Origin of the sequence: Streptomyces sp. Ac-502 (assembly GCF_045222935.1) — a bacterium.
GTDB classification, from domain to species: Bacteria; Actinomycetota; Actinomycetes; order Streptomycetales; family Streptomycetaceae; genus Streptomyces; species Streptomyces monomycini.
The window spans coordinates 4165159-4183301 of record NZ_JBHFFO010000001.1; the positions used below are offsets into that span (position 1 = coordinate 4165159).

General features: G+C 71.2%; 12 protein-coding genes, 1 tRNA gene and 3 pseudogenes. 12 read left to right on the top strand and 4 right to left on the bottom strand.

Annotated elements, in window-relative coordinates:
- Positions 1-58: 58 nt before the first annotated feature.
- A complete protein-coding gene (locus ACEXOX_RS18695; RefSeq protein ID WP_406521981.1) occupies positions 59-1672 on the bottom strand; it encodes a beta-N-acetylhexosaminidase in 1614 nt (537 codons plus the stop codon).
- A 202-nt stretch (positions 1673-1874) separates the two neighbouring features.
- Here ACEXOX_RS18695 and ACEXOX_RS18700 point away from each other — a divergent pair, with 202 nt between their 5' ends.
- On the top strand, positions 1875-2150 hold the full coding sequence (locus tag ACEXOX_RS18700) for a hypothetical protein (protein ID WP_030018892.1): 276 nt from the start codon (positions 1875-1877) through the stop codon (positions 2148-2150).
- 70 nt (positions 2151-2220) lie between these two features.
- Positions 2221-4050, top strand: coding sequence for a glutamine--fructose-6-phosphate transaminase (isomerizing) (gene glmS, locus ACEXOX_RS18705; RefSeq protein WP_406521983.1), 1830 nt, complete (start codon positions 2221-2223; stop codon positions 4048-4050).
- Positions 4051-4735: 685 nt separating this feature from the next.
- On the opposite strand, the gene ACEXOX_RS18710 is transcribed toward glmS, so the two are convergent.
- Positions 4736-5257, bottom strand: a complete 522-nt coding sequence (locus ACEXOX_RS18710; RefSeq protein ID WP_030018890.1) for a universal stress protein — start codon at positions 5255-5257, stop codon at positions 4736-4738.
- Between the two features lie 420 nt (positions 5258-5677).
- Between ACEXOX_RS18710 and ACEXOX_RS18715 the strand changes: the two genes are divergently transcribed.
- From ACEXOX_RS18715 to ACEXOX_RS18730, 4 genes and pseudogenes are all read left to right on the top strand, one after another.
- Positions 5678-5950, top strand: coding sequence for a hypothetical protein (locus ACEXOX_RS18715; RefSeq protein WP_238782686.1), 273 nt, complete (start codon positions 5678-5680; stop codon positions 5948-5950).
- Positions 5951-6297: 347 nt separating this feature from the next.
- Positions 6298-7412, top strand: a pseudogene (locus tag ACEXOX_RS18720) (helix-turn-helix domain-containing protein); the annotation flags it as partial.
- A gap of 374 nt (positions 7413-7786) precedes the next feature.
- A pseudogene (gene orn, locus ACEXOX_RS18725) lies at positions 7787-8394 on the top strand (oligoribonuclease).
- A 107-nt stretch (positions 8395-8501) separates the two neighbouring features.
- Positions 8502-8577 (top strand) — tRNA-His (locus ACEXOX_RS18730).
- A 169-nt stretch (positions 8578-8746) separates the two neighbouring features.
- Here the strand turns inward: ACEXOX_RS18730 and ACEXOX_RS18735 are convergent.
- Positions 8747-9397 carry an NAD(P)-dependent oxidoreductase gene (locus ACEXOX_RS18735; RefSeq protein ID WP_406521986.1) on the bottom strand — a complete coding sequence of 217 codons (651 nt, stop codon included), beginning with the start codon at positions 9395-9397 and terminating at the stop codon, positions 8747-8749.
- Between the two features lie 135 nt (positions 9398-9532).
- Between ACEXOX_RS18735 and ACEXOX_RS18740 the strand changes: the two genes are divergently transcribed.
- The 3 genes from ACEXOX_RS18740 (at position 9533) to ACEXOX_RS18750 (ending at position 13523) form a co-directional block, all read left to right on the top strand.
- Positions 9533-10519 (top strand): AraC family transcriptional regulator, encoded by a 987-nt coding sequence (locus ACEXOX_RS18740; RefSeq protein WP_406521988.1) that lies wholly within the window; start codon positions 9533-9535, stop codon positions 10517-10519.
- A 299-nt stretch (positions 10520-10818) separates the two neighbouring features.
- Complete coding sequence (locus ACEXOX_RS18745; protein ID WP_406521990.1) at positions 10819-11979, top strand: glycoside hydrolase family 5 protein; 1161 nt, start codon at positions 10819-10821, stop codon at positions 11977-11979.
- 119 nt (positions 11980-12098) lie between these two features.
- Positions 12099-13523 carry a glycoside hydrolase family 6 protein gene (locus ACEXOX_RS18750; RefSeq protein WP_406521992.1) on the top strand — a complete coding sequence of 475 codons (1425 nt, stop codon included), beginning with the start codon at positions 12099-12101 and terminating at the stop codon, positions 13521-13523.
- 137 nt (positions 13524-13660) lie between these two features.
- Here the strand turns inward: ACEXOX_RS18750 and ACEXOX_RS18755 are convergent, their stop codons facing one another.
- Complete coding sequence (locus ACEXOX_RS18755) at positions 13661-14722, bottom strand: LacI family DNA-binding transcriptional regulator (protein ID WP_406526390.1); 1062 nt, start codon at positions 14720-14722, stop codon at positions 13661-13663.
- Positions 14723-14917: 195 nt separating this feature from the next.
- On the opposite strand from ACEXOX_RS18755, the gene ACEXOX_RS18760 reads away from it, so the two are divergent.
- The 3 genes and pseudogenes from ACEXOX_RS18760 (at position 14918) to ACEXOX_RS18770 (ending at position 18126) form a co-directional block, all read left to right on the top strand.
- Positions 14918-16249 carry an extracellular solute-binding protein gene (locus tag ACEXOX_RS18760; RefSeq protein ID WP_406521994.1) on the top strand — a complete coding sequence of 444 codons (1332 nt, stop codon included), beginning with the start codon at positions 14918-14920 and terminating at the stop codon, positions 16247-16249.
- A 78-nt stretch (positions 16250-16327) separates the two neighbouring features.
- Positions 16328-17274, top strand: a pseudogene (locus ACEXOX_RS18765) (carbohydrate ABC transporter permease).
- A 9-nt stretch (positions 17275-17283) separates the two neighbouring features.
- Positions 17284-18126: a carbohydrate ABC transporter permease gene (locus tag ACEXOX_RS18770; RefSeq protein ID WP_406521996.1), complete on the top strand. Its 843-nt coding sequence runs from the start codon at positions 17284-17286 to the stop codon at positions 18124-18126.
- Positions 18127-18143 lie beyond the last annotated feature (17 nt).

Here is an 18143-nt window from a genome sequence, read left to right on the forward strand (position 1 = left end):
ACGGCACAGGGCGGGACCGGTGATCCGGTCCCGCCCTGCTGTCGTCGCCGCCGTCAGCTCACTTGCGCCACGGCACCTGCGGGGACCTGTAGTAGTCGAAGCCCATGGCCTCCCAGCGGGGAGCCTGGGACGCCAGCCGGTGCTTGTAGGTGTTCCAGTCGTGCGTGGACCTCGGCGACCAGCCCAGCTCGGCGATGCCGGGCAGCCGCGGGAAGGTCATGTAGTCGAGGTGCTGGTTGGTGGAGAGGGTCTCCGTCCAGATGGGCGCCTCGACGCCCATAATCGATTTTTGCGGCGCGCCCTTCAGATACGTCGCGGGGTCCCAGTCGTAGGACCGCTGGACCTCGACGTACCCGGCCCACGCCTTACCGAGCTTGGTGTCCTTGGTGTACTTCATGTCGAGGTAGGACCGGTCGGCCGGGGAGAGGATGAGGCCGGCGCCCTTCCGGGCGGCCGCCGCGACCTGCTCCCGCTCCTTGGCGGGGGTCTTGTCGTAGCCCCAGTACTGCACCGCGGCGCCCTTGGCGGGCGTGACGGCGGTCAGCTGGTGCCACCCTATGACCTTCTTCTTGTACTTCGTCACCAGCGGCTGGACCTTGTTCATGAAGGTCACGTAGTCGGCGTGGCTGGTGGAGTGCGCCTCGTCGCCGCCGATGTGCAGGTACGGGCCGGGGGTCAGCGCCGCGACCTCACGGAAGACGTCGTCCAGGAACTCGTACGTCACCTTCTTGGGCACGCACAGCGAGCTGAAGCCGACCTCGACGCCGGTGTAGATCGGCGGCGCGATGTTGTTGCAGTTCAGCTTGGCGTACGAGGCCAGCGCGGCCTGGGTGTGTCCCGGGGTGTCGACCTCGGGGATGACCTCCATGTAGCGGCTGGCGGCGTACCGCAGGATCTCGCGGTACTGGGCCTTGGTGTAGTAGCCGCCGGGGCCGCCGCCTACCTGGGTGCTGCCGCCGTAGGTGGCGAGCCGCGGCCAGGAGTTGATCTGGAGCCGCCAGCCCTGGTCGTCGGTGAGGTGCAGATGCAGCTTGTTGTACTTGTACAGCGCAAGCTGATCGATGTAACGCTTCAGCTGATCGACCGTGAAGAAGTGCCGGGACACGTCGATCATCCCGCCGCGGTATCCGTACCGCGGGGTGTCGGAGATGGTGCCGCCGGCGACCTTCCAGGGACTGTGCTGCTTGCTGCGCTTCTCGACGGACGGCGGCAGCAGCTGGCGCAGGGTCTGCACGCCGTGGAAGAGACCGGCGGGCCGGGCCGCGGTGATCGTCACCGCGGCCCGGGTGGAGGTGAGGCGGTAGCCCTCGGCGCCGAGCGCCTTGGCGTCCTTGCCGCCCAGGCGCAGCACGATGCCGTCCCGGCCGTCCTTGCCGGTGACCGGCAGCGGATAGCCGGTGGACGGGCGCAGGACGTCCGCCAGGTAGCCGGCCACCCGCCGGACCTCGCCGGACGCGCCGGGCACCCGGATCCGCGTCCGGTCGCCGATCGTGTAGGGGTCCTTGCCGGGCTGGACGGAGGCGGGTGCGGGGATGACCTGGTCGAGGGCTATCGGCTTGGCGTGGCGGGCGGACGGGCTGCCGCGGTCGGCCGCGGCGGACTGCGCCCCGGCCGTCGACAGGCCGGTCGCCGCCACCAGCAGCAGCGAGCAGAACAGTCTGCTTCGTCTCACGAGATTCCCTTCGGTGGGCTCATCGTGCAGGGCCGTGCGTGGACGTCGTACGTGGCATGGAGCAACCGAACGTCAACATTGAGTACCGCGCGCCCCCTAGTGGTCAAGGTGGACACCACGTCTGAGGCCATTCGGCGTGTCGCTTGCCCGATATCGGGCAGATTTCTTGCGTAACCCGTTGCGACCCATCAGTATTCATCGGGTGCTCGATCGCCGTTCGCCCCATGAGGACCTCGTCGACCACCTGGTGCGCAGCACGCCGCTACAGCGCGGTGAGGCCGCCCGGGTGGTGCTCGACGTTCTCGCGTACTTCGACGAGACGACCGAGGACTACGTCCGCAGACGCCACCGGGAGCTGCAGTCGCAGGGACTGCGCAACGAGGCGATCTTCGAACGCATCGGCCAGGAGCTGCCGCACCGCGCGGTCCGCCCACCCGAGCTCTCGGCGCGCCAGCTGCGCCGCCTCGTCTACGGCTGAACCGGCCGAGCACGCCGGCGCGCCGCATCGTGCGCCACTTGTCCAACTGCCTGACCGGGAGGGTCACCACATGTGCGGGATCGTCGGCTACATCGGTAAGCGGGACGTGGCTCCGCTGCTCCTCGAAGGACTGCAGCGACTGGAGTACCGCGGGTACGACTCCGCCGGTATCGCCATCCACGCCAAGGGCACCGGCAAGGCCGCCGGCGGCCTGAAGACCGCCAAGGCCAAGGGCCGCGTCCGCGAGCTGGAGTCCCGCCTGCCCAAGCGCTTCGCGGGCACCGCCGGCATCGCGCACACCCGCTGGGCCACCCACGGCGCCCCGACCGACGAGAACGCGCACCCGCACGTCGACACCGAGGGCAAGGTCGCCGTCGTCCACAACGGCATCATCGACAACGCCGACGAGCTGCGCGCCAAGCTCACCGCCGACGGTGTCGAGTTCGTCTCCGAGACGGACACCGAGGTGCTGGCCCACCTGATCGGCCGCTCCCAGGCGCCGACCCTGGAGGAGCAGGTCCGCGAGGCCCTGCGGGTCATCGAGGGCACGTACGGCATCGCCGTGCTGCACGCCGACTTCCCCGAGCGCATCGTCGTGGCCCGCAACGGCTCGCCGGTCGTGCTGGGCATCGGCGAGAAGGAGATGTTCGTCTCCTCCGACGTCGCCGCGCTGGTCTCGCACACCCGCCAGGTCGTCACCCTCGACGACGGCGAGATGGCCACCATCAAGGCCGACGACTACCGCACGTACACCACCGAGGGCTCGCACACCTCGGCCCAGCCGACCACCGTGGAGTGGGAGGCCGAGTCGTACGACATGGGCGGCCACGACACGTACATGCACAAGGAGATCAGCGAGCAGGCCGACGCGGTGGACCGCGTGCTGCGCGGGCGCATCGACGACCGCTTCTCCACCGTGCACCTGGGCGGTCTGAACCTGGACCCGCGCGAGGCGCGTGCCATCCGCCGGGTCAAGATCCTGGGCTGCGGCACCTCGTACCACGCGGGCCAGATCGGCGCCCAGATGATCGAGGAGCTGGCCCGTATCCCCTCGGACGCCGAGCCGGCCTCCGAGTTCCGCTACCGCAACCCGGTCGTGGACCCCGACACCCTCTACATCGCGGTCTCGCAGTCCGGTGAGACCTACGACGTACTGGCGGCCGTGCAGGAGCTCAAGCGCAAGGGCGCGCGCGTCCTGGGCGTGGTGAACGTGGTCGGCTCGGCGATCGCCCGGGAGACCCACGGCGGCGTGTACGTGCACGCGGGCCCCGAGGTCTGCGTGGTCTCCACCAAGTGCTTCACCAACACCGTGGTCGCCTTCGGCCTGCTGGCGCTGCACCTGGGCCGTATCCGCGACCTGTCCGTCGCCGACGGCAAGCGGATCATCGAGGGCCTGCGCAAGCTGCCCGGCCAGATCCAGGAGATCCTGGAGACGGAGGACGAGATCAAGAAGCTGGCGGCGGAGTACGCGGACGCCAGGTCGATGATGTTCATCGGCCGGGTGCGCGGCTACCCGGTCGCCCGCGAGGCCTCCCTCAAGCTCAAGGAGATCTCCTACATCCACGCCGAGGCGTACCCGGCGTCCGAGCTGAAGCACGGTCCGCTGGCGCTCATCGAGCCGGCCATGCCGACCGTGGCGATCGTCCCGGACGACGACCTGCTGGAGAAGAACCGCGCCGCGCTGGAGGAGATCAAGGCCCGCAGCGGCCGCATCCTGGCCGTCGCGCACCAGAAGCAGGACAAGGCCGACCACACCATCATCGTGCCGAAGAACGAGAACGAGCTGGACCCGATCCTGATGGGCATCCCGCTCCAGCTGCTGGCCTACCACGTGGCCCTGGCCATGGGCCGGGACATCGACAAGCCGCGGAACCTGGCGAAGTCGGTCACGGTCGAGTAGCCGGCCGGGGGCGGGGGCTGCCTGGAGGGCGGAGACCGACCGCCCGGGGGCGAGTGAACCGCCCGCCGGTCCATGACCGCCCGCGGCCGTGGGGTCCTGTCCACCTCGCGGCCGCGGGTGTCCGTCCGGGTGACGGGCGGCCGGCGGGGAGCCGCCCGTCACCCGGACGATGCGCTTTCGAGGGGGCGGGAGGCGGGGCCCCGCGCGTGCCACCAGACGCGCGGGGACCCGCCTCCCCTGTTGCCGGCGTCGCCCTTACGCCGGCGGTGGCCGCCTTCCCGGGAACCGTCACCTCCCGGGCGGCAGCACGCTGTTGACGGCCGGAGAGCCGGGCGGCGGACCGCCCCGTCCGCCGGGCGCCCGCGCGCCCCGGGAGCTACGCCGGCCGCGCCCGGCCGCCCCGGCCGTTCACGCTCCGTTCGCGCTCTCTTGATCGGTTTTCTACCCCTCAGCACCGCTCATTCCACCTCTACGGGCCAGTAAATATGCCGACTGCGCCTTTACGGGGCGCTGGTGACGCTCCCTCACCTCACGCCCCACGGGGTCACGGAGCGTCAGGAGCATGGTGGGCCGGAAGCATGGTGCGTCAAGGGCACGGCGGCCGGTGGCGGTCGCAGATTTGGCGCGGGAGCGGCCCGAGAAGCGTCGGCCGGGCAACCAGCAGGGCGGGCAACCAGCAGGACGGTCAGGGAATGACGATCACGGGCCGCTGCGCCCGCCGGGCCAGCCGCCCCGCGACCGAGCCGAAGATCCGGCCCACGATGCCGTGCGTCGAGCCGACCACGATCGCGTCGGCCTCGTACTCGTGGCCGACCTCTTCGAGCTCGTGGCAGATGTCGCCGCCGCGCTCCACGAGGACCCACGGGATCTCCGCGAGGTGGTCGGCGCACGCGAGCTCCAGCCCGAGCACTTCCGTACGGTGGTCCGGCACGTCCACGAAGACCGGGGGCTCACAGCCCGCCCAGACCGTCGTGGGCAGCCGGTTGGCCACGTGAACGATGATCAGGCCGGAGCCGGAGCGCCGTGCCATACCGATTGCATACGCCAACGCTCGCTCGCTCGACGTCGATCCGTCGAAGCCGACGACGACACCGTGCCGGAAGGCGGGGTCGCAGGAGTGACGTGTCTGATCCGCCGCTTCGAGGTCCGCCGTCGGATCGGCGACCTGCTTGCGGTCCGCGGGTTCGGGGATTTCGTGACCGGCCATGGTGTCTCGGCGAAGGAGGTCCTTGCGGAGGGGCGGACGGGGAGCGGCGATTGACTTGATCCGGCAGTTGACTGAGCTGGCTTGATCGAGAGGTCGGCCCTGTAGTTCAAAGGGGAACAACACGACCGGGAATCATCTTCCCAATGCCTTACCCCAAGAGTACGGCGCCAGCCCTCCGCTGCCCAGAGCCCCGCGCGGACGGCGGACCCCTGATGCGGGAGCGGCCCCCGCGGCCACACGGGCGGAGTACCGCTCGAACATTCCCCGGAGCATGCCGGAGCGTGGGCCGGATGGCAATGCCCCGGCCTGCCCCCGTACGTACCCATCGCGGTGACCCATGGACCCCCGCAGCCGTTGTAGTACCAGCCTGCCTGGAGGGAGTACGCCGTGCCCGGTCCTTCGAACACATCAGCCGATCCGGTGAGCGATCTCGTCCGCTGGGCGGCGTTCAGCTGTGCCGTGGTGCCCCTCGTCCTCGTCCTGTGCGGCGCGTCCGCCGCCGGGGCGCTCGGCACCGCCGCGGGCCTGGCGACGGTGACCTGTGCCTGCCGGGCCCTGCTGCGCCAGTCCGAGCGCACCGCCGCCCGCCCGTCGCCCGACGAGATCGCCCCGCACCGCGGCCGGCACAGCCGTACCGGGACCGGAGCCCACCGGGGAGGGCGCCGTTCCGAGGGGCGTACGCCGGAGGAATGACGCGCTCGCAAGCCTGCCCAGGTTCGTTTTCGGCCAACTTCGTGCCCGAGTGCATCCCTTGGCGAAAGCGACCCGTAACCCTGGCCTGAGCTGGGAGGAAAGGACCGCGGGGCGTGGTTGCGCCCTACGGCTTACGGGCAGAGGCGAGAGGCGTACTTCCCAGCAGGCCCGACGAGTGGAACGCTTCGTGATCGAATGCTTCGCGCCAAGTTGCCATATCGACATACGAGCGGGTGGTGAACTTGGCACTCCATCCTCACGGGACGCAGTAGATTCGATCTTGGCAATCACGGCGGGGGAACAGTGCAGGACCGAGAGGGCGAGACGACCGAGGGGGCTTAAGTGCCATGAGCCAGGACTCCGCTGCCGTACCAGATGCCGCACGCAAGCTCGCCGCCCGACGACGCCGCGAAATAGTCGCGGTGCTCCTCTTCAGTGGCGGCCCGATTTTCGAGAGCTCCATTCCGCTCTCGGTCTTCGGCATCGACCGCCAGGACGCGGGTGTTCCGCGGTACCGACTACTTGTGTGCGCGGGCGAAGATGCGCCTTTGCGCACCACCGGGGGCTCGAACTGTCGGCCCCCTACGGGCTGGAGGCGATCGCCCGCGCGGGCACCGTCGTTGTTCCGGCCTGGCGGTCCATCACACAGGCACCACCACCGGCCGCGCTGGACGCGCTGCGCCGGGCGCACGAAGAAGGGGCCCGCATCGTCGGGCTCTGCACGGGGGCCTTCGTGCTCGCCGCCGCAGGGCTCCTCGACGGCAGGCCCGCGACCACCCACTGGATGTACGCGCCGACGCTCGCCAAGCGTTATCCGTCCGTCCATGTCGACCCCCGCGAGCTCTTCGTCGACGACGGCGACGTGCTGACCTCCGCGGGGACCGCCGCCGGCATCGACCTGTGCCTGCACATCGTCCGTACCGACCACGGGGCGGACGCGGCCAACGCGCTCGCCCGGCGGCTGGTGGTCCCGCCCCGGCGCACCGCGTCGGACCTGGGGCACCAGAGGTACCTGGACAGGTCATTACCGGAGGAGATCGGTGCGGACCCGCTCGCCGAGGTCGTGGCCTGGGCGCTGGAGCACCTCCACGAGCAGTTCGACGTGGAGACGCTGGCGGCCCGCGCCTACATGAGCCGCCGTACCTTCGACCGCCGTTTCCGGTCCCTGACCGGGAGCGCTCCGCTGCAGTGGCTGATCACCCAGCGCGTCCTCCAGGCGCAGCGGCTGCTGGAGACCTCGGACTACTCCGTGGACGAGGTCGCCGGACGCTGCGGCTTCCGGTCGCCGGTCGCCCTGCGCGGCCACTTCCGGCGGCAGTTGGGTGCCTCGCCCGCGGCCTACCGCGCGGCGTACCGCGCGCGCAGGCCGCAGAACGGGGTGCCCGAGCAGGCCACCCGGCCGGACCGGCCGGAGCGCGGTGAGCGCGCCGGTGCCGGTGCGGACCGGTTCGCCGCTGCCGCGGCGGGCCACCTGCCGGGAGGCCACGGACCGCTGCACCACGGGCAGGCGTCGCACAGCCAGGCGGCGCACACCCAAGGGGCACTCGGTCCGGGCGGGCACACACAGGGCCACCCACAGAGCGGTCACGGTCCGGGCGGGCACCCCCAGGGGTCGCACGGCGGTCCGGGCGGGCACGGGTCGGGCGGTCAGCCGGGGCACAGTACGGCGGGCCACAACCAGCCGGTGCACAGCCAGGCCACCGCGCTCGCGCCGACAGAACCGGGCAAACCGGAATCCGACGCCTATGCGCCGAGGCTTCCGGAACAGCCCGCCGGCCGGCCGGCCGGCCGCCCGGTGCTGCCCAGTCAGCGGGAGCGCCCCGTAGGGTGAGGCGTATGAACGATCGCATGGTGTGGATCGACTGCGAGATGACCGGGCTCTCGCTGGCGAACGACGCGCTCATCGAGGTGGCCGCCCTGGTCACCGACTCGGAGCTGAATGTCCTGGGCGACGGGGTGGACATCGTGATCCGCCCCCGGCCGAGGCCCTGACCACCATGCCCGAGGTCGTGCGCCAGATGCACACCTCCTCCGGGCTGCTGGCCGAGCTGGACAGTGGCACCACATTGGAGGACGCACAGGAACAGGTGCTCCAGTACCTCAAGCAGCACGTACCGGAACCCGGCCGGGCACCGCTGTGCGGCAATTCCGTCGGCACCGACCGGGGCTTCCTGCTCCGCGACATGCCGGAGCTGGAGAGCCACCTGCACTACCGGATCGTGGACGTGTCGTCCGTGAAGGAACTGGCCCGGCGCTGGTATCCGAGGGCGTACTTCAACAGTCCGGAGAAGAACGGGAACCACCGGGCGCTGGCGGACATCCGTGAATCCATCGCGGAACTCCGCTACTACCGGGAGGCGGTCTTCGTGCCGCAGCCCGGCCCGGACTCGGACACCGCGAAGGAGATCGCGGCCAGGCACGTCCTGCCCGCGGACCCGGAGTGACGCAGCTCGCTCCCGGCCTGACCCAGAGCCGGGAGCGAGCACCCCTCCAGACCCTGTACACTTTTCTCAGCCGGTGGGGAACAAGACACCACACAGCACCGGTCATGGTGGGTATAGCTCAGCTGGTAGAGCACCTGGTTGTGGTCCAGGATGTCGCGGGTTCAAGTCCCGTTACTCACCCCAACGAGTAGGGCCCCCGGACGTGAAAGCGTCCGGGGGCCCTACTCGTTGGCGGGGGTGGAAAGCCGGGGCCGAGGGCCCGCCCCCAGGAAATGCCGGGTGTGACGGCTGGCACATCTGCGGGACAGCGCCCCCTCGGGGCGCTGTCCCGGTGGGCCGCCGCCCCGCAGGCTCAGTAGCCGACGGTGAAGCGCTCCCCGATGTGCCGCGGCTTCTCGATCTCGTCCAGGAGGGCGACGGCGTAGTCCTCGGCGGTGATCCGGCTGGTGCCGTCCGCGTCGGCGACCAGGTCGTCCAGGGCGGTGCGGTAGATGCCGGTCCGCTCCCCGGGCTCGATCAGGGCGGCCGGGCTCACGTTGGTCCAGCGCACGTCCGTGACGGTGCGGTAGAAGTCCAGCGCGTCGCCGTGCGCGTGCATGATCTGGAGCAGGAACTCCGGCAGGCCCTCCGCGTCCCAGACCTGCTTGCCGTCCGGTGTGCGGAGCGAGCCGGCGCCGCCCACGGAGATCAGCCGGGGCGCGGCCTCGCCCAGCGTGCGGACGCCCGCGACCAGGGACTCGGCCGAGGGCTTGATCGTCGCGAGGTGGCCCGGGCCGTCGCCGCCGCCCACCGCGCTGACCAGGACGTCCTGGCCCTGGGCCGCGGCCGCCACGGAGGCCGGGTCGAGGATGTCGCCGGTGGTCACGGTCAGGTTCGGGTCGGTCTTGGTGATCTTCGCGGGGTCGCGGACGACCGCGGTGACCTGGTGGCCGCGGCGCAGCGCCTCGTCGAGGACGCGGCTGCCGATGGTGCCGTTGGCTCCGAAAATGGCGATCTTGGACATGGCGGTACTCCCTGTGCCCCTGCCGGGGCCTGGTCTGGCGTGGGTCTTGCTTTCCGTTTTCCGTCATCAGCCGCGCTGACGTCTTCTACGCTAGGGGCGCGAACACGACATACCGGGGTAGGCACGGGACCATCGATGGTGAAAAACCGACACGCCGCACAGGAAGCCGGGGAGAGCATCCCGGAAGTCCCCTTCACCGCGCCGGCCGGGCGGCCCGCGGGGGCGGAGGTGCTGACCCTCGCCGAGCTGCGCGAGCGCGCCGACGCCTGCGCCCTCGCCGTACCGCACCGCCCGGACTTCCACCATCTCCTCGTGGTGGACACCGGACATCTCCGGCACACCGTGGACTTCCGAAAGTATGAGCTGTCCGCGAATGACTGGATGTGGGTACGTCCGGGCCAGGTTCACCACTTTGGTGACTTGTCCGGTGCGGAGGGGCGGCTGGTGCTGTTCGAATCCGGCTTCCTCGACCCGGCGACGGCGGCCGCGGCCCGGCTGGAGGACTGGTTCGGTCCCGCCGTGCACCGGCCGGAGGGAGCGGAGGCGCAGGCAGTGGAGAGTGCCCTGCGCCACCTCCACCAGGAATTCGGAGCCCTGCGCGGCCTGCCCCTGGAGACGCACATCGAGGTGCTGCGGCACCTGCTGGCCGTACTGGTCCTGCGGGCCGCCCGGCTGTCCGCACGGGATGCGGGAGTACGGGGTGCCGGGAACGGGGGCGTACGGAGCGGGGGCGCAAGGGGGCCGGGGGCGCGGGACGGGCGTGCGGCGGGCGACGGCGGCGGTGTCTGCGAGGCGAGCGAGACCTTTCTCCGCTTCCGCGACGCGGTGGAGCGCGGCTTCACCCGCAGCCGCCGTGTCGAGGACTACGCGCGGGCGCTCGGCTACTCGCCCCGCACCCTCTCCCGCGCGACGGCCGCCGCCACCGGAGTGGGCGCGAAGGAGTTCATCGACCGCCGCGTGGTGCTGGAGGCCAAGCGGCTGCTGGCCCACGGTGACCAGACCGCCGCCCGGATCGCCGTACGCCTCGGCTTCGCCGACGCCGCGAACTTCGCCAAGTTCTTCCAGCACCGTACGGGCAGTACGCCGATCTCCTTCCGTACGGAGGTACGCGGCCCGGCGTGAGGGGCGTGCCGGGGAGCGGCCGGCGCGCGGGAGGGGGCGCGGGCCGGGGGCGGGCGCGCCGGATGGGACCGCGCGCCGGTTCATGTAACGGGGACCAGTGGGAGCGCTCCCAAGGATTGGGGCGGGCGAGCGGTCCGTCAAGAGGGAAGAGCCACGCGCCTGACACGGACACCCGTGGCGGGATTTACGTAACTCCTCTGGGAAACCCGGCGAGTTGGCACTACCCTCCGTGCAACCAGTGGGAGCGATTCCATCCGTCGCGGGCCGTTCATGCCCGCGTACGACCCGAGGAGTCGCTCATGCGCAGACCCTTACGCCTGTATGCCGTGGCGGTGGCCGTGGTGCTCGCTCTGCCGGGCGCGTCCCCGCCGGCCGCGCCCGACCCGGCCACAGCCGTGTCCCCCGCGTCCGCCGTGTTCCCCGTGTCCCCCGCTCCCTCGGCCGCGCCGCCCCAGCTGCACGTCGAGGGCAACCGTTTCGTCGACCGCACCGGCACCCCGTACCGCCTGCTCGGGGTGAACCGTTCCGGCGCCGAGTTCTCGTGCGTGCAGGGCCGCGGGATCTTCGACGGCACGGTGGACGACGCGTCCGTCGCGGCCATCGCGGGCTGGGGCGCCAACACCGTCCGCGTCCCGCTCAACGAGGAGTGCTGGCTGGGCACGGCCAACATCGACCCCCGGTACGCGGGCGCCGCCTACACCTCGGCCATACGCGACTACGTGCGGCGGCTGACGGCCCACGGCCTGACGCCGGTCCTCGAACTGCACTGGAGCCATGGCCGCTACACCGGCCCCTCGGCCGGGTGCGCCGACGAACACGCGAGCTGCCAGAAACCCATGCCGGACCGGCGCCACTCCCCCGCCTTCTGGTCCTCGGTCGCCGGCACCTTCAAGAACACGCCCGAGGTCGTGTTCGACCTGTTCAACGAGCCGTACCCGGACCGCGCGACCCCGGACACCGAACGGGCCTGGACCTGCTGGCGGGACGGCGGGAACTGTCCCGGCATCGGCTACGAGGTCGCCGGGACGCAGACCCTGCTGGACGCCGTACGGGCCACCGGCGCCCGCAATCCGGTCCTGGTGGGCGGCCTGGCGTACGCCAACGACCTCAGCCGGTGGGCCGCGTACGCGCCGAAGGACCCGGCGGGCAATCTCGCGGCCGCCTGGCACGTGTACAACTTCAACGCCTGCGCCGACGAGAGCTGCTGGTCCCGGGCGCTGGGACCGGTCGCCGAGCGCGTACCGCTCGTCGCGGGCGAGATCGGCGAGAACACCTGCGCCCATGCCTTCACCGACCGCGTCATGCGGTGGCTGGACGGGCGCCGGGCCTCGTACCTGGGCTGGACCTGGAACACCTGGGACTGCGCCTCCGGACCGGCCCTCATCAGCGACTACGCCGGGACGCCCACCGCGTACGGCGTGGGGCTGCGTGATCACCTGCGCGCCGTGAACCCGGCGTGAGTCCGCAGTGAACCCCGCATGGGTCTGCCGTGAACCCATCGTGAGTCCGCTGAGAACCCCGTGTGAGTCCGGGGCCGAGACACGTACTGGATTCCGTACCGAGAAAGGACGACCCGCTCATGAGACGTTCCGCTGAACACCTTTCCACCGCACCTGACCGGCGCCGCGCCGCCCGGCAGCGCGGAGCCCGGCACCGCACCCGCGCCGTCGCGGTCGCGGCCTGCGCCCTCCTGGCCGCCGCCGGTACCGCCGATGTCCTGCGGGGCACCGCGCACGCCGCGCCGGCCGCCGCCGCCCGTGTCGACAACCCGTACGCGGGCGCGGGCGTCTACGTGAACCCGGAGTGGTCGGCGAAGGCGGCGGCCGAGCCGGGCGGTGGCAAGGTCGCCGGGCAGCCGACCGGCGTCTGGCTCGACCGCATCGCGGCGATCGACGGCACCGGCGGCTCGATGGGCCTGCGCGGCCACCTGGACACCGCCTTACGGCAGGCGGCGGGCCGGCCGCTCGTCGTCCAGCTGGTCATCTACAACCTGCCGGGGCGGGACTGCGCGGCGCTCGCCTCCAACGGCGAACTGGGCCCGACGGAGATCGACGCGTACAAGTCCCGCTACATCGACCCGATCGCGGCCGTCCTCGCCGACCCGAAGTACACGTCGCTGCGGATCGTGACCACCGTGGAGATCGACTCGCTGCCCAACCTCGTCACCAACACCGGCGGGCGCGCCACCGCCACACCACAGTGCGACGCCATGCTCGCCAACGGCAACTACGTCAGGGGCGTCGGGTACGCGCTCAACAAACTCGGCGCGGTCCCGAACGTCTACAACTACGTGGACGCCGGACACCACGGCTGGATCGGCTGGGACGACAACTTCGGCGCGTCAGCGCGGCTGCTGCACCAGGCCGCCACGGCCGAGGGCAGCACAGTCGACAAGGTGCACGGCTTCATCACCAACACCGCCAACTACAGCGCGCTCAAGGAGGAGAACTTCGCCCTGGGCGACAGCGTGGCGGGCCGGTCGGTGCGCGAGTCGAAGTGGGTGGACTGGAACCGTTACGCCGACGAGCTGTCGTTCGCCCAGGCGTTCCGCCAGGAGGCGGTGCGGGCCGGGTTCCGCCCGGACGTGGGCATGCTGATCGACACCTCGCGCAACGGCTGGGGCGGCAGCGCCCGGCCCGCCGGTCCGGGGCCCCGGACGGATGTGGACGCTTACGTGGACGCGGGCCGGTACGACCGCAGGCTGCACGTCGGCAACTGGTGCAACCAGGCGGGGGCGGGGCTGGGCGAGCGCCCGCGGACGGCTCCGGCGGCGGGCATCGACGCGTACGTGTGGATGAAGCCGCCGGGTGAGTCGGACGGTTCGAGCTCGGCCGTCCCGAACGACGAGGGCAAGGGCTTCGACCGGATGTGCGACCCGACGTACGAGGGCAATCCGCGCAACAACTACCACCGGTCAGGTGCCCTGCCGAACGCGCCGCTGTCCGGGCACTGGTTCCCGGCGCAGTTCCGGGAGCTGCTGAAGAACGCGTATCCGGCGGTGTAGGGCTACGCGCTACGGGGCGCCGGGGCCCGGGCCGGAGCGCACGGCTCTGGGTCCCGGGATCGCGCACCAGCTTGTCCCAGGCGCCGGTCCGGGGCCGAGACACCGGCCCCGGGCCGGCGCCTCGCACCTCGCGCCTCTCAGGACGACTGCCGTCGCACCAACTCCGTCGGGAGCACCAGGTGCGGCCCGGCCTGGCCCGTCGCGGAGCGCGCATCCGGCCCGCCGCCCTCCGCTCCCCCGGTGATCTGCGCCATGAGCAGCCCCGCCATCGCCCGGCCCATCTCCTCGATCGGCTGGCGGACGCTGGTGAGCGGCGGGTCCATGTGCCGGGCGATGGCGGAGTCGTCGAAGCCGACCAGGGCCACGTCGTCCGGGACGCGGCGGCCCGCCGTCCGCAGTTCCTGCCGGGCGCCCGCGGCCATCACGTCGGAGGCGCAGAAGACGGCGTCCAGGGCGGGGCGGCGGGCGAGGAGTTCGCGCAGGGCGCGCCGGCCGCCCTCCTCGGTGAAGTCCCCGTGGGCGATCAGGGCGTCGTCCTCGGGGTGGCCGGCGGCGCGTACGGCCTGGCGGTAGCCGTCGAGGCGGCAGTGGGCCACGTACATGTCGGGGGGCCCGGCGATGGTGGCGACCTGGCGGCGGCCGCGGCCGATGAGGTGTTCCAGGGCGCTCTGCGCGCCGCCGGTGTTGTCGGAGTCCACGTACGGAACGAGTTCCCCGGCGGTGCGGCGGCCGTTCAGGACGGTCGGGATCGCCATCCGTCCCAGCAGGTCGGGCAGCGGGTCGTCGCCGTGCACGGAGACCAGCAGGACGCCGTCGACGCGGTGCGAGGCGAGGTAGTCGGCGAAGCGGCGCCGTTCCTTGGACGTGCGGATCAGGGTGAGCAGCAACTGCATGTCGTGGTCGGCGAGTCCGGCGCTGACGCCGCGCAGGATGCCGGAGAAGTAGGGCTCGGCGAAGAGCCGGGTCTCGGTCTCCGGTACGACCAGGGCGACCGTGTCGGCGCGGTTGCCGGCCAGGGCGCGGGCGGCGCGGTTGGGTACGTAGCCGAGGTCTGCGACGGCCTGCTGCACCAGGGAGCGGGTCCGTTCGCTGACCCGGGGCGAGCCGTTGATCACGCGGGAGACCGTGCCGCGGCCGACGCCCGCGCGCGCGGCGACCTCTTCGAGGGTGGGCCTGCCGCCCCCCGACGTCCGCCTGATGCCATCGCCGCCTCCGCTTGCCGTCCTGGCCGTACATTCAACAACGAACCGCCGGGCGGGTGTTGGCGCGCGAGCCCTTGACATGCGTACCCGGGAACGGCGACCCTTCACCTCATCACGACTGGGAGCGCTCCCACCGTACTGGACACCCCACCTTCCGCACGCACGGTCTGCAGGGCACCAGGAGGAGACGCCATGCGAACGACGATCCGCGGCACCCGTCGGCGGGCGGTGGCCCTGACGGCCGCCGCCGCGCTCGGAGCCGCACTGCTCGGCGGCTGCGCCGAGGACAGCGACGCCCCGGGCGCGAAGGGCTCGTCGGGGGCCGCCGCCGGGAAGACCACCCTGACGGTCGGCGTCTTCGGCGTCTTCGGCTACAAGCAGGCCGGGCTCTACGACGCGTACATGAAACTCCACCCGGACATCACGATCAAAGAGACCTCCATCGAACGGAACGAGAACTACTACCCGCAGCTGCTCACCCACCTGAGCACGGGCAGCGGACTCGCCGACATCCAGGCGGTCGAGGTCAACAACATCGCCGAGGTCACCGCCACCCAGGCGGGCAAGCTCGTCGACCTCTCGAAGGCGCCGGGTGTACGGAAGGCGGGCTTCATCCCCTGGAAATGGGCGCAGGCGACCAACGCGAGCGGCAAGACGGTGGGGCTGGGCACGGACATCGGGCCGATGGCGATCTGCTACCGCAAGGACCTCTTCGCCAAGGCCGGACTGCCGACCGACCGCGACACGGTGGCCAAGCTCTGGGCCGGCGACTGGGGGAAGTACCTCGACGTCGGCAAGCGCTTCCAGGACAAGGCTCCGGCGGGCACGTCCTTCGTGGACTCCGCCTCCGGTGTCTACAACGCGGTGATCTCCAGCAGCGCCGAACGCTACTACGACCGCAACGGCAAGCTGGTCTACAAGGACAGCCCGTCGGTGCGGCAGGCGTGGGACGCGGCGATGCGGGCGGCGACGGGCAGACTGACCGCCCGGCTCCAGCAGTTCCAGAAGTCCTGGGACCAGGCGTACGCCAACGGGCGCTTCGCGACGGTCTCCTGCCCGCCGTGGATGCTCGGCTACATCAAGGAGAAGTCCGGGGACAACGGCCGCGACAAGTGGGACGTGGCCGCCGCGCCCAAGCCGGGGAACTGGGGCGGTTCGTTCCTCGCCGTACCGGAAGCGGGCCGGCACAAGAGCGAGGCGGCCAAGCTGGCGGCCTGGCTGACCGCGCCCGAGCAGCAGGCGAAACTCTTCACGAAGCAGGCCAGCTTCCCCAGCGCCCGGGCGGCGTACGGGCTGCCCGCGGTGTCCGGCGCCAAGCACCCGTACTTCGGTGACGCGCCGATCGGCAAGATCTTCGCCGCGGCGGCCGAAGGCATCCCCGACCAGGTGCTCGGCCCGAAGGACCTCACCGTCAACCAGAACATCACCGATGTGGGGGTGCTCCAGGTCGACCAGCAGGGCAAGACCCCCGAGCAGGGCTGGCGGGCAGCGGTCGAGTCGATCGACAACGCGCTGGACCAGTGAGCCGTGGACGGCCGGACGACCCGCTCCCCCGACAGCCCCGCTGCCGACAACCCCGCTTCCGGAAGGCCCGCTTCCGGCATGCCTGCTCCCGACAGCCCCGCCGCCGTCCGCGCGCGGGAGCGCCGCAGCCGCCGCTACCGACGGGACCTGCGCTGGAGCCCGTACCTCTACATCGCCCCGTTCTTCCTCTTCTTCGCCGCCTTCGGGCTCTTCCCCTCCTCTACACGGGATGGGCCGCACTGCACCGTGTGGAGCTGACCGCGCCCACCGACATGGAGTGGGCCGGGCTGCGCAACTTCACCCGGCTGCTCGGCGACGACTTCTTCTGGAACGCCCTCGGGAACACGTTCGTCATCGGTGTCCTGTCGACCGTCCCGCAGCTGCTGATGGCGCTGGGCCTCGCGCATCTGCTCAACTACCGGCTGCGCGGCTCGATGTTCTTCCGGGTGGCGGTGCTCACGCCGTACGCCACCTCGGTGGCCGCCGCGACGCTGGTGTTCGTCCTGCTCTTCGGACGCGACTACGGGCTGGTCAACTGGCTGCTGAGCACGGTCGGCGCGGACGGTGTCGACTGGGAGAACGGTTCCTGGACCGCCAAGCTGGCGGTCTCCACGATCGTCGTCTGGCGGTGGACGGGGTACAACGCGCTGATCTACCTGGCCGCCATGCAGGCGATACCGCACGACCTCTACGAGTCGGCGGCGCTCGACGGCGCCTCCCGGTGGCAGCAGTTCCGGTACGTCACGATCCCGTCGCTGCGGCCGACGATCCTCTTCACCTGCGTCGTGTCGACGATCGGGGCCACGCAGCTGTTCGGCGAGCCGCTGCTGTTCAGCGGCAGCGCCGGCGCCTCGGGAGGCGCCGGCCACCAGTACCAGACGCTGGGCCTGTACCTGTACGAGCAGGGGTGGGTGAACCTGCATCTCGGCCGGGCCTCGGCCATCGCCTGGACGATGTTCCTGATCCTGCTGGTGATCGCCGCGGTCAACGCGCTGATCGCCCGCCGGCTGCGCACGAGCCAGTGAGGAGGAGCCATGACAGCCCGACGCGCCGGCCGGCAGCTGCACGGCGGGAAGGTGACCTACGCGGTGCTGATCCTCTTCACCGCGGGCTCGCTCTTCCCGCTGCTGTGGACCGCCGTCGCCGCCTCCCGCGACAACACCCGGCTCGCCCAGACGCCGCCGCCGTTCTGGTTCGGCGGGAATCTGCTCAAGAACCTCGGTACGGCCTGGTCCGACGCCAACATGGGCGCGGCGCTGCTGAACACCACGGTGGTGGCCACGACGATCGCGGCGGGCACGGTGGTCTTCTCGACCGTCGCCGGGTTCGCCTTCGCCAAGCTGCGCTTCCGGGCGAAGAAGCTGCTGCTGTTGCTGGTGATCGGCACGATGATGGTGCCGCCGCAGCTCAGTGTCGTACCGCTGTTCATGACCGTCGCCGAGCTGGAGTGGACCGATCAGCTGCAGGCCGTCATCCTGCCCACCCTCGTCAGCGCCTTCGGGGTCTTCTTCATGCGGCAGTACCTGCTCCAGGCGCTGCCCACCGAGCTGATCGAGGCGGCCCGCACGGACGGCGCGAACAGCTGGCGCGTGGTGTGGCACGTCGTCTTCCCGGCCGCCCGGCCCGCGATGGCGGTGCTCGGCCTGCTCACCTTCGTCCAGGCGTGGAACGACTTCTTCTGGCCGATCATCGCGCTGACGCAGAACGGCAACCCGACCGTGCAGGTCGCGCTGACCGGTCTCGGCCGCGGCTACATCCCCGACCAGTCCGTGATCATGGCGGGCGCGCTGCTCGGCACGCTGCCGCTGCTCGTCGCGTTCGTCCTGTTCGGCAAGCAGATCGTCGGGGGGATCATGCAGGGCGCGGTCAAGGGCTGACCGGTGAGCGGCCGCGC

What these genes read in the sequence shown, in the direction of transcription:
- ACEXOX_RS18740 (WP_406521988.1), top strand. Translation starts at nt 9,533, where the DNA reads ATGGTGAAAAACCGACACGCCGCACAGGAAGCCGGGGAGAGCATCCCG.
- ACEXOX_RS18745 (WP_406521990.1), top strand. Translation starts at nt 10,819, where the DNA reads ATGCGCAGACCCTTACGCCTGTATGCCGTGGCGGTGGCCGTGGTGCTC.
- ACEXOX_RS18760 (WP_406521994.1), top strand. Translation starts at nt 14,918, where the DNA reads ATGCGAACGACGATCCGCGGCACCCGTCGGCGGGCGGTGGCCCTGACG.
- ACEXOX_RS18770 (WP_406521996.1), top strand. Translation starts at nt 17,284, where the DNA reads ATGACAGCCCGACGCGCCGGCCGGCAGCTGCACGGCGGGAAGGTGACC.
- ACEXOX_RS18710 (WP_030018890.1), bottom strand. Translation starts at nt 5,257, where the DNA reads ATGGCCGGTCACGAAATCCCCGAACCCGCGGACCGCAAGCAGGTCGCC.
- ACEXOX_RS18735 (WP_406521986.1), bottom strand. Translation starts at nt 9,397, where the DNA reads ATGTCCAAGATCGCCATTTTCGGAGCCAACGGCACCATCGGCAGCCGC.
- glmS (WP_406521983.1), top strand. Translation starts at nt 2,221, where the DNA reads ATGTGCGGGATCGTCGGCTACATCGGTAAGCGGGACGTGGCTCCGCTG.
- ACEXOX_RS18750 (WP_406521992.1), top strand. Translation starts at nt 12,099, where the DNA reads ATGAGACGTTCCGCTGAACACCTTTCCACCGCACCTGACCGGCGCCGC.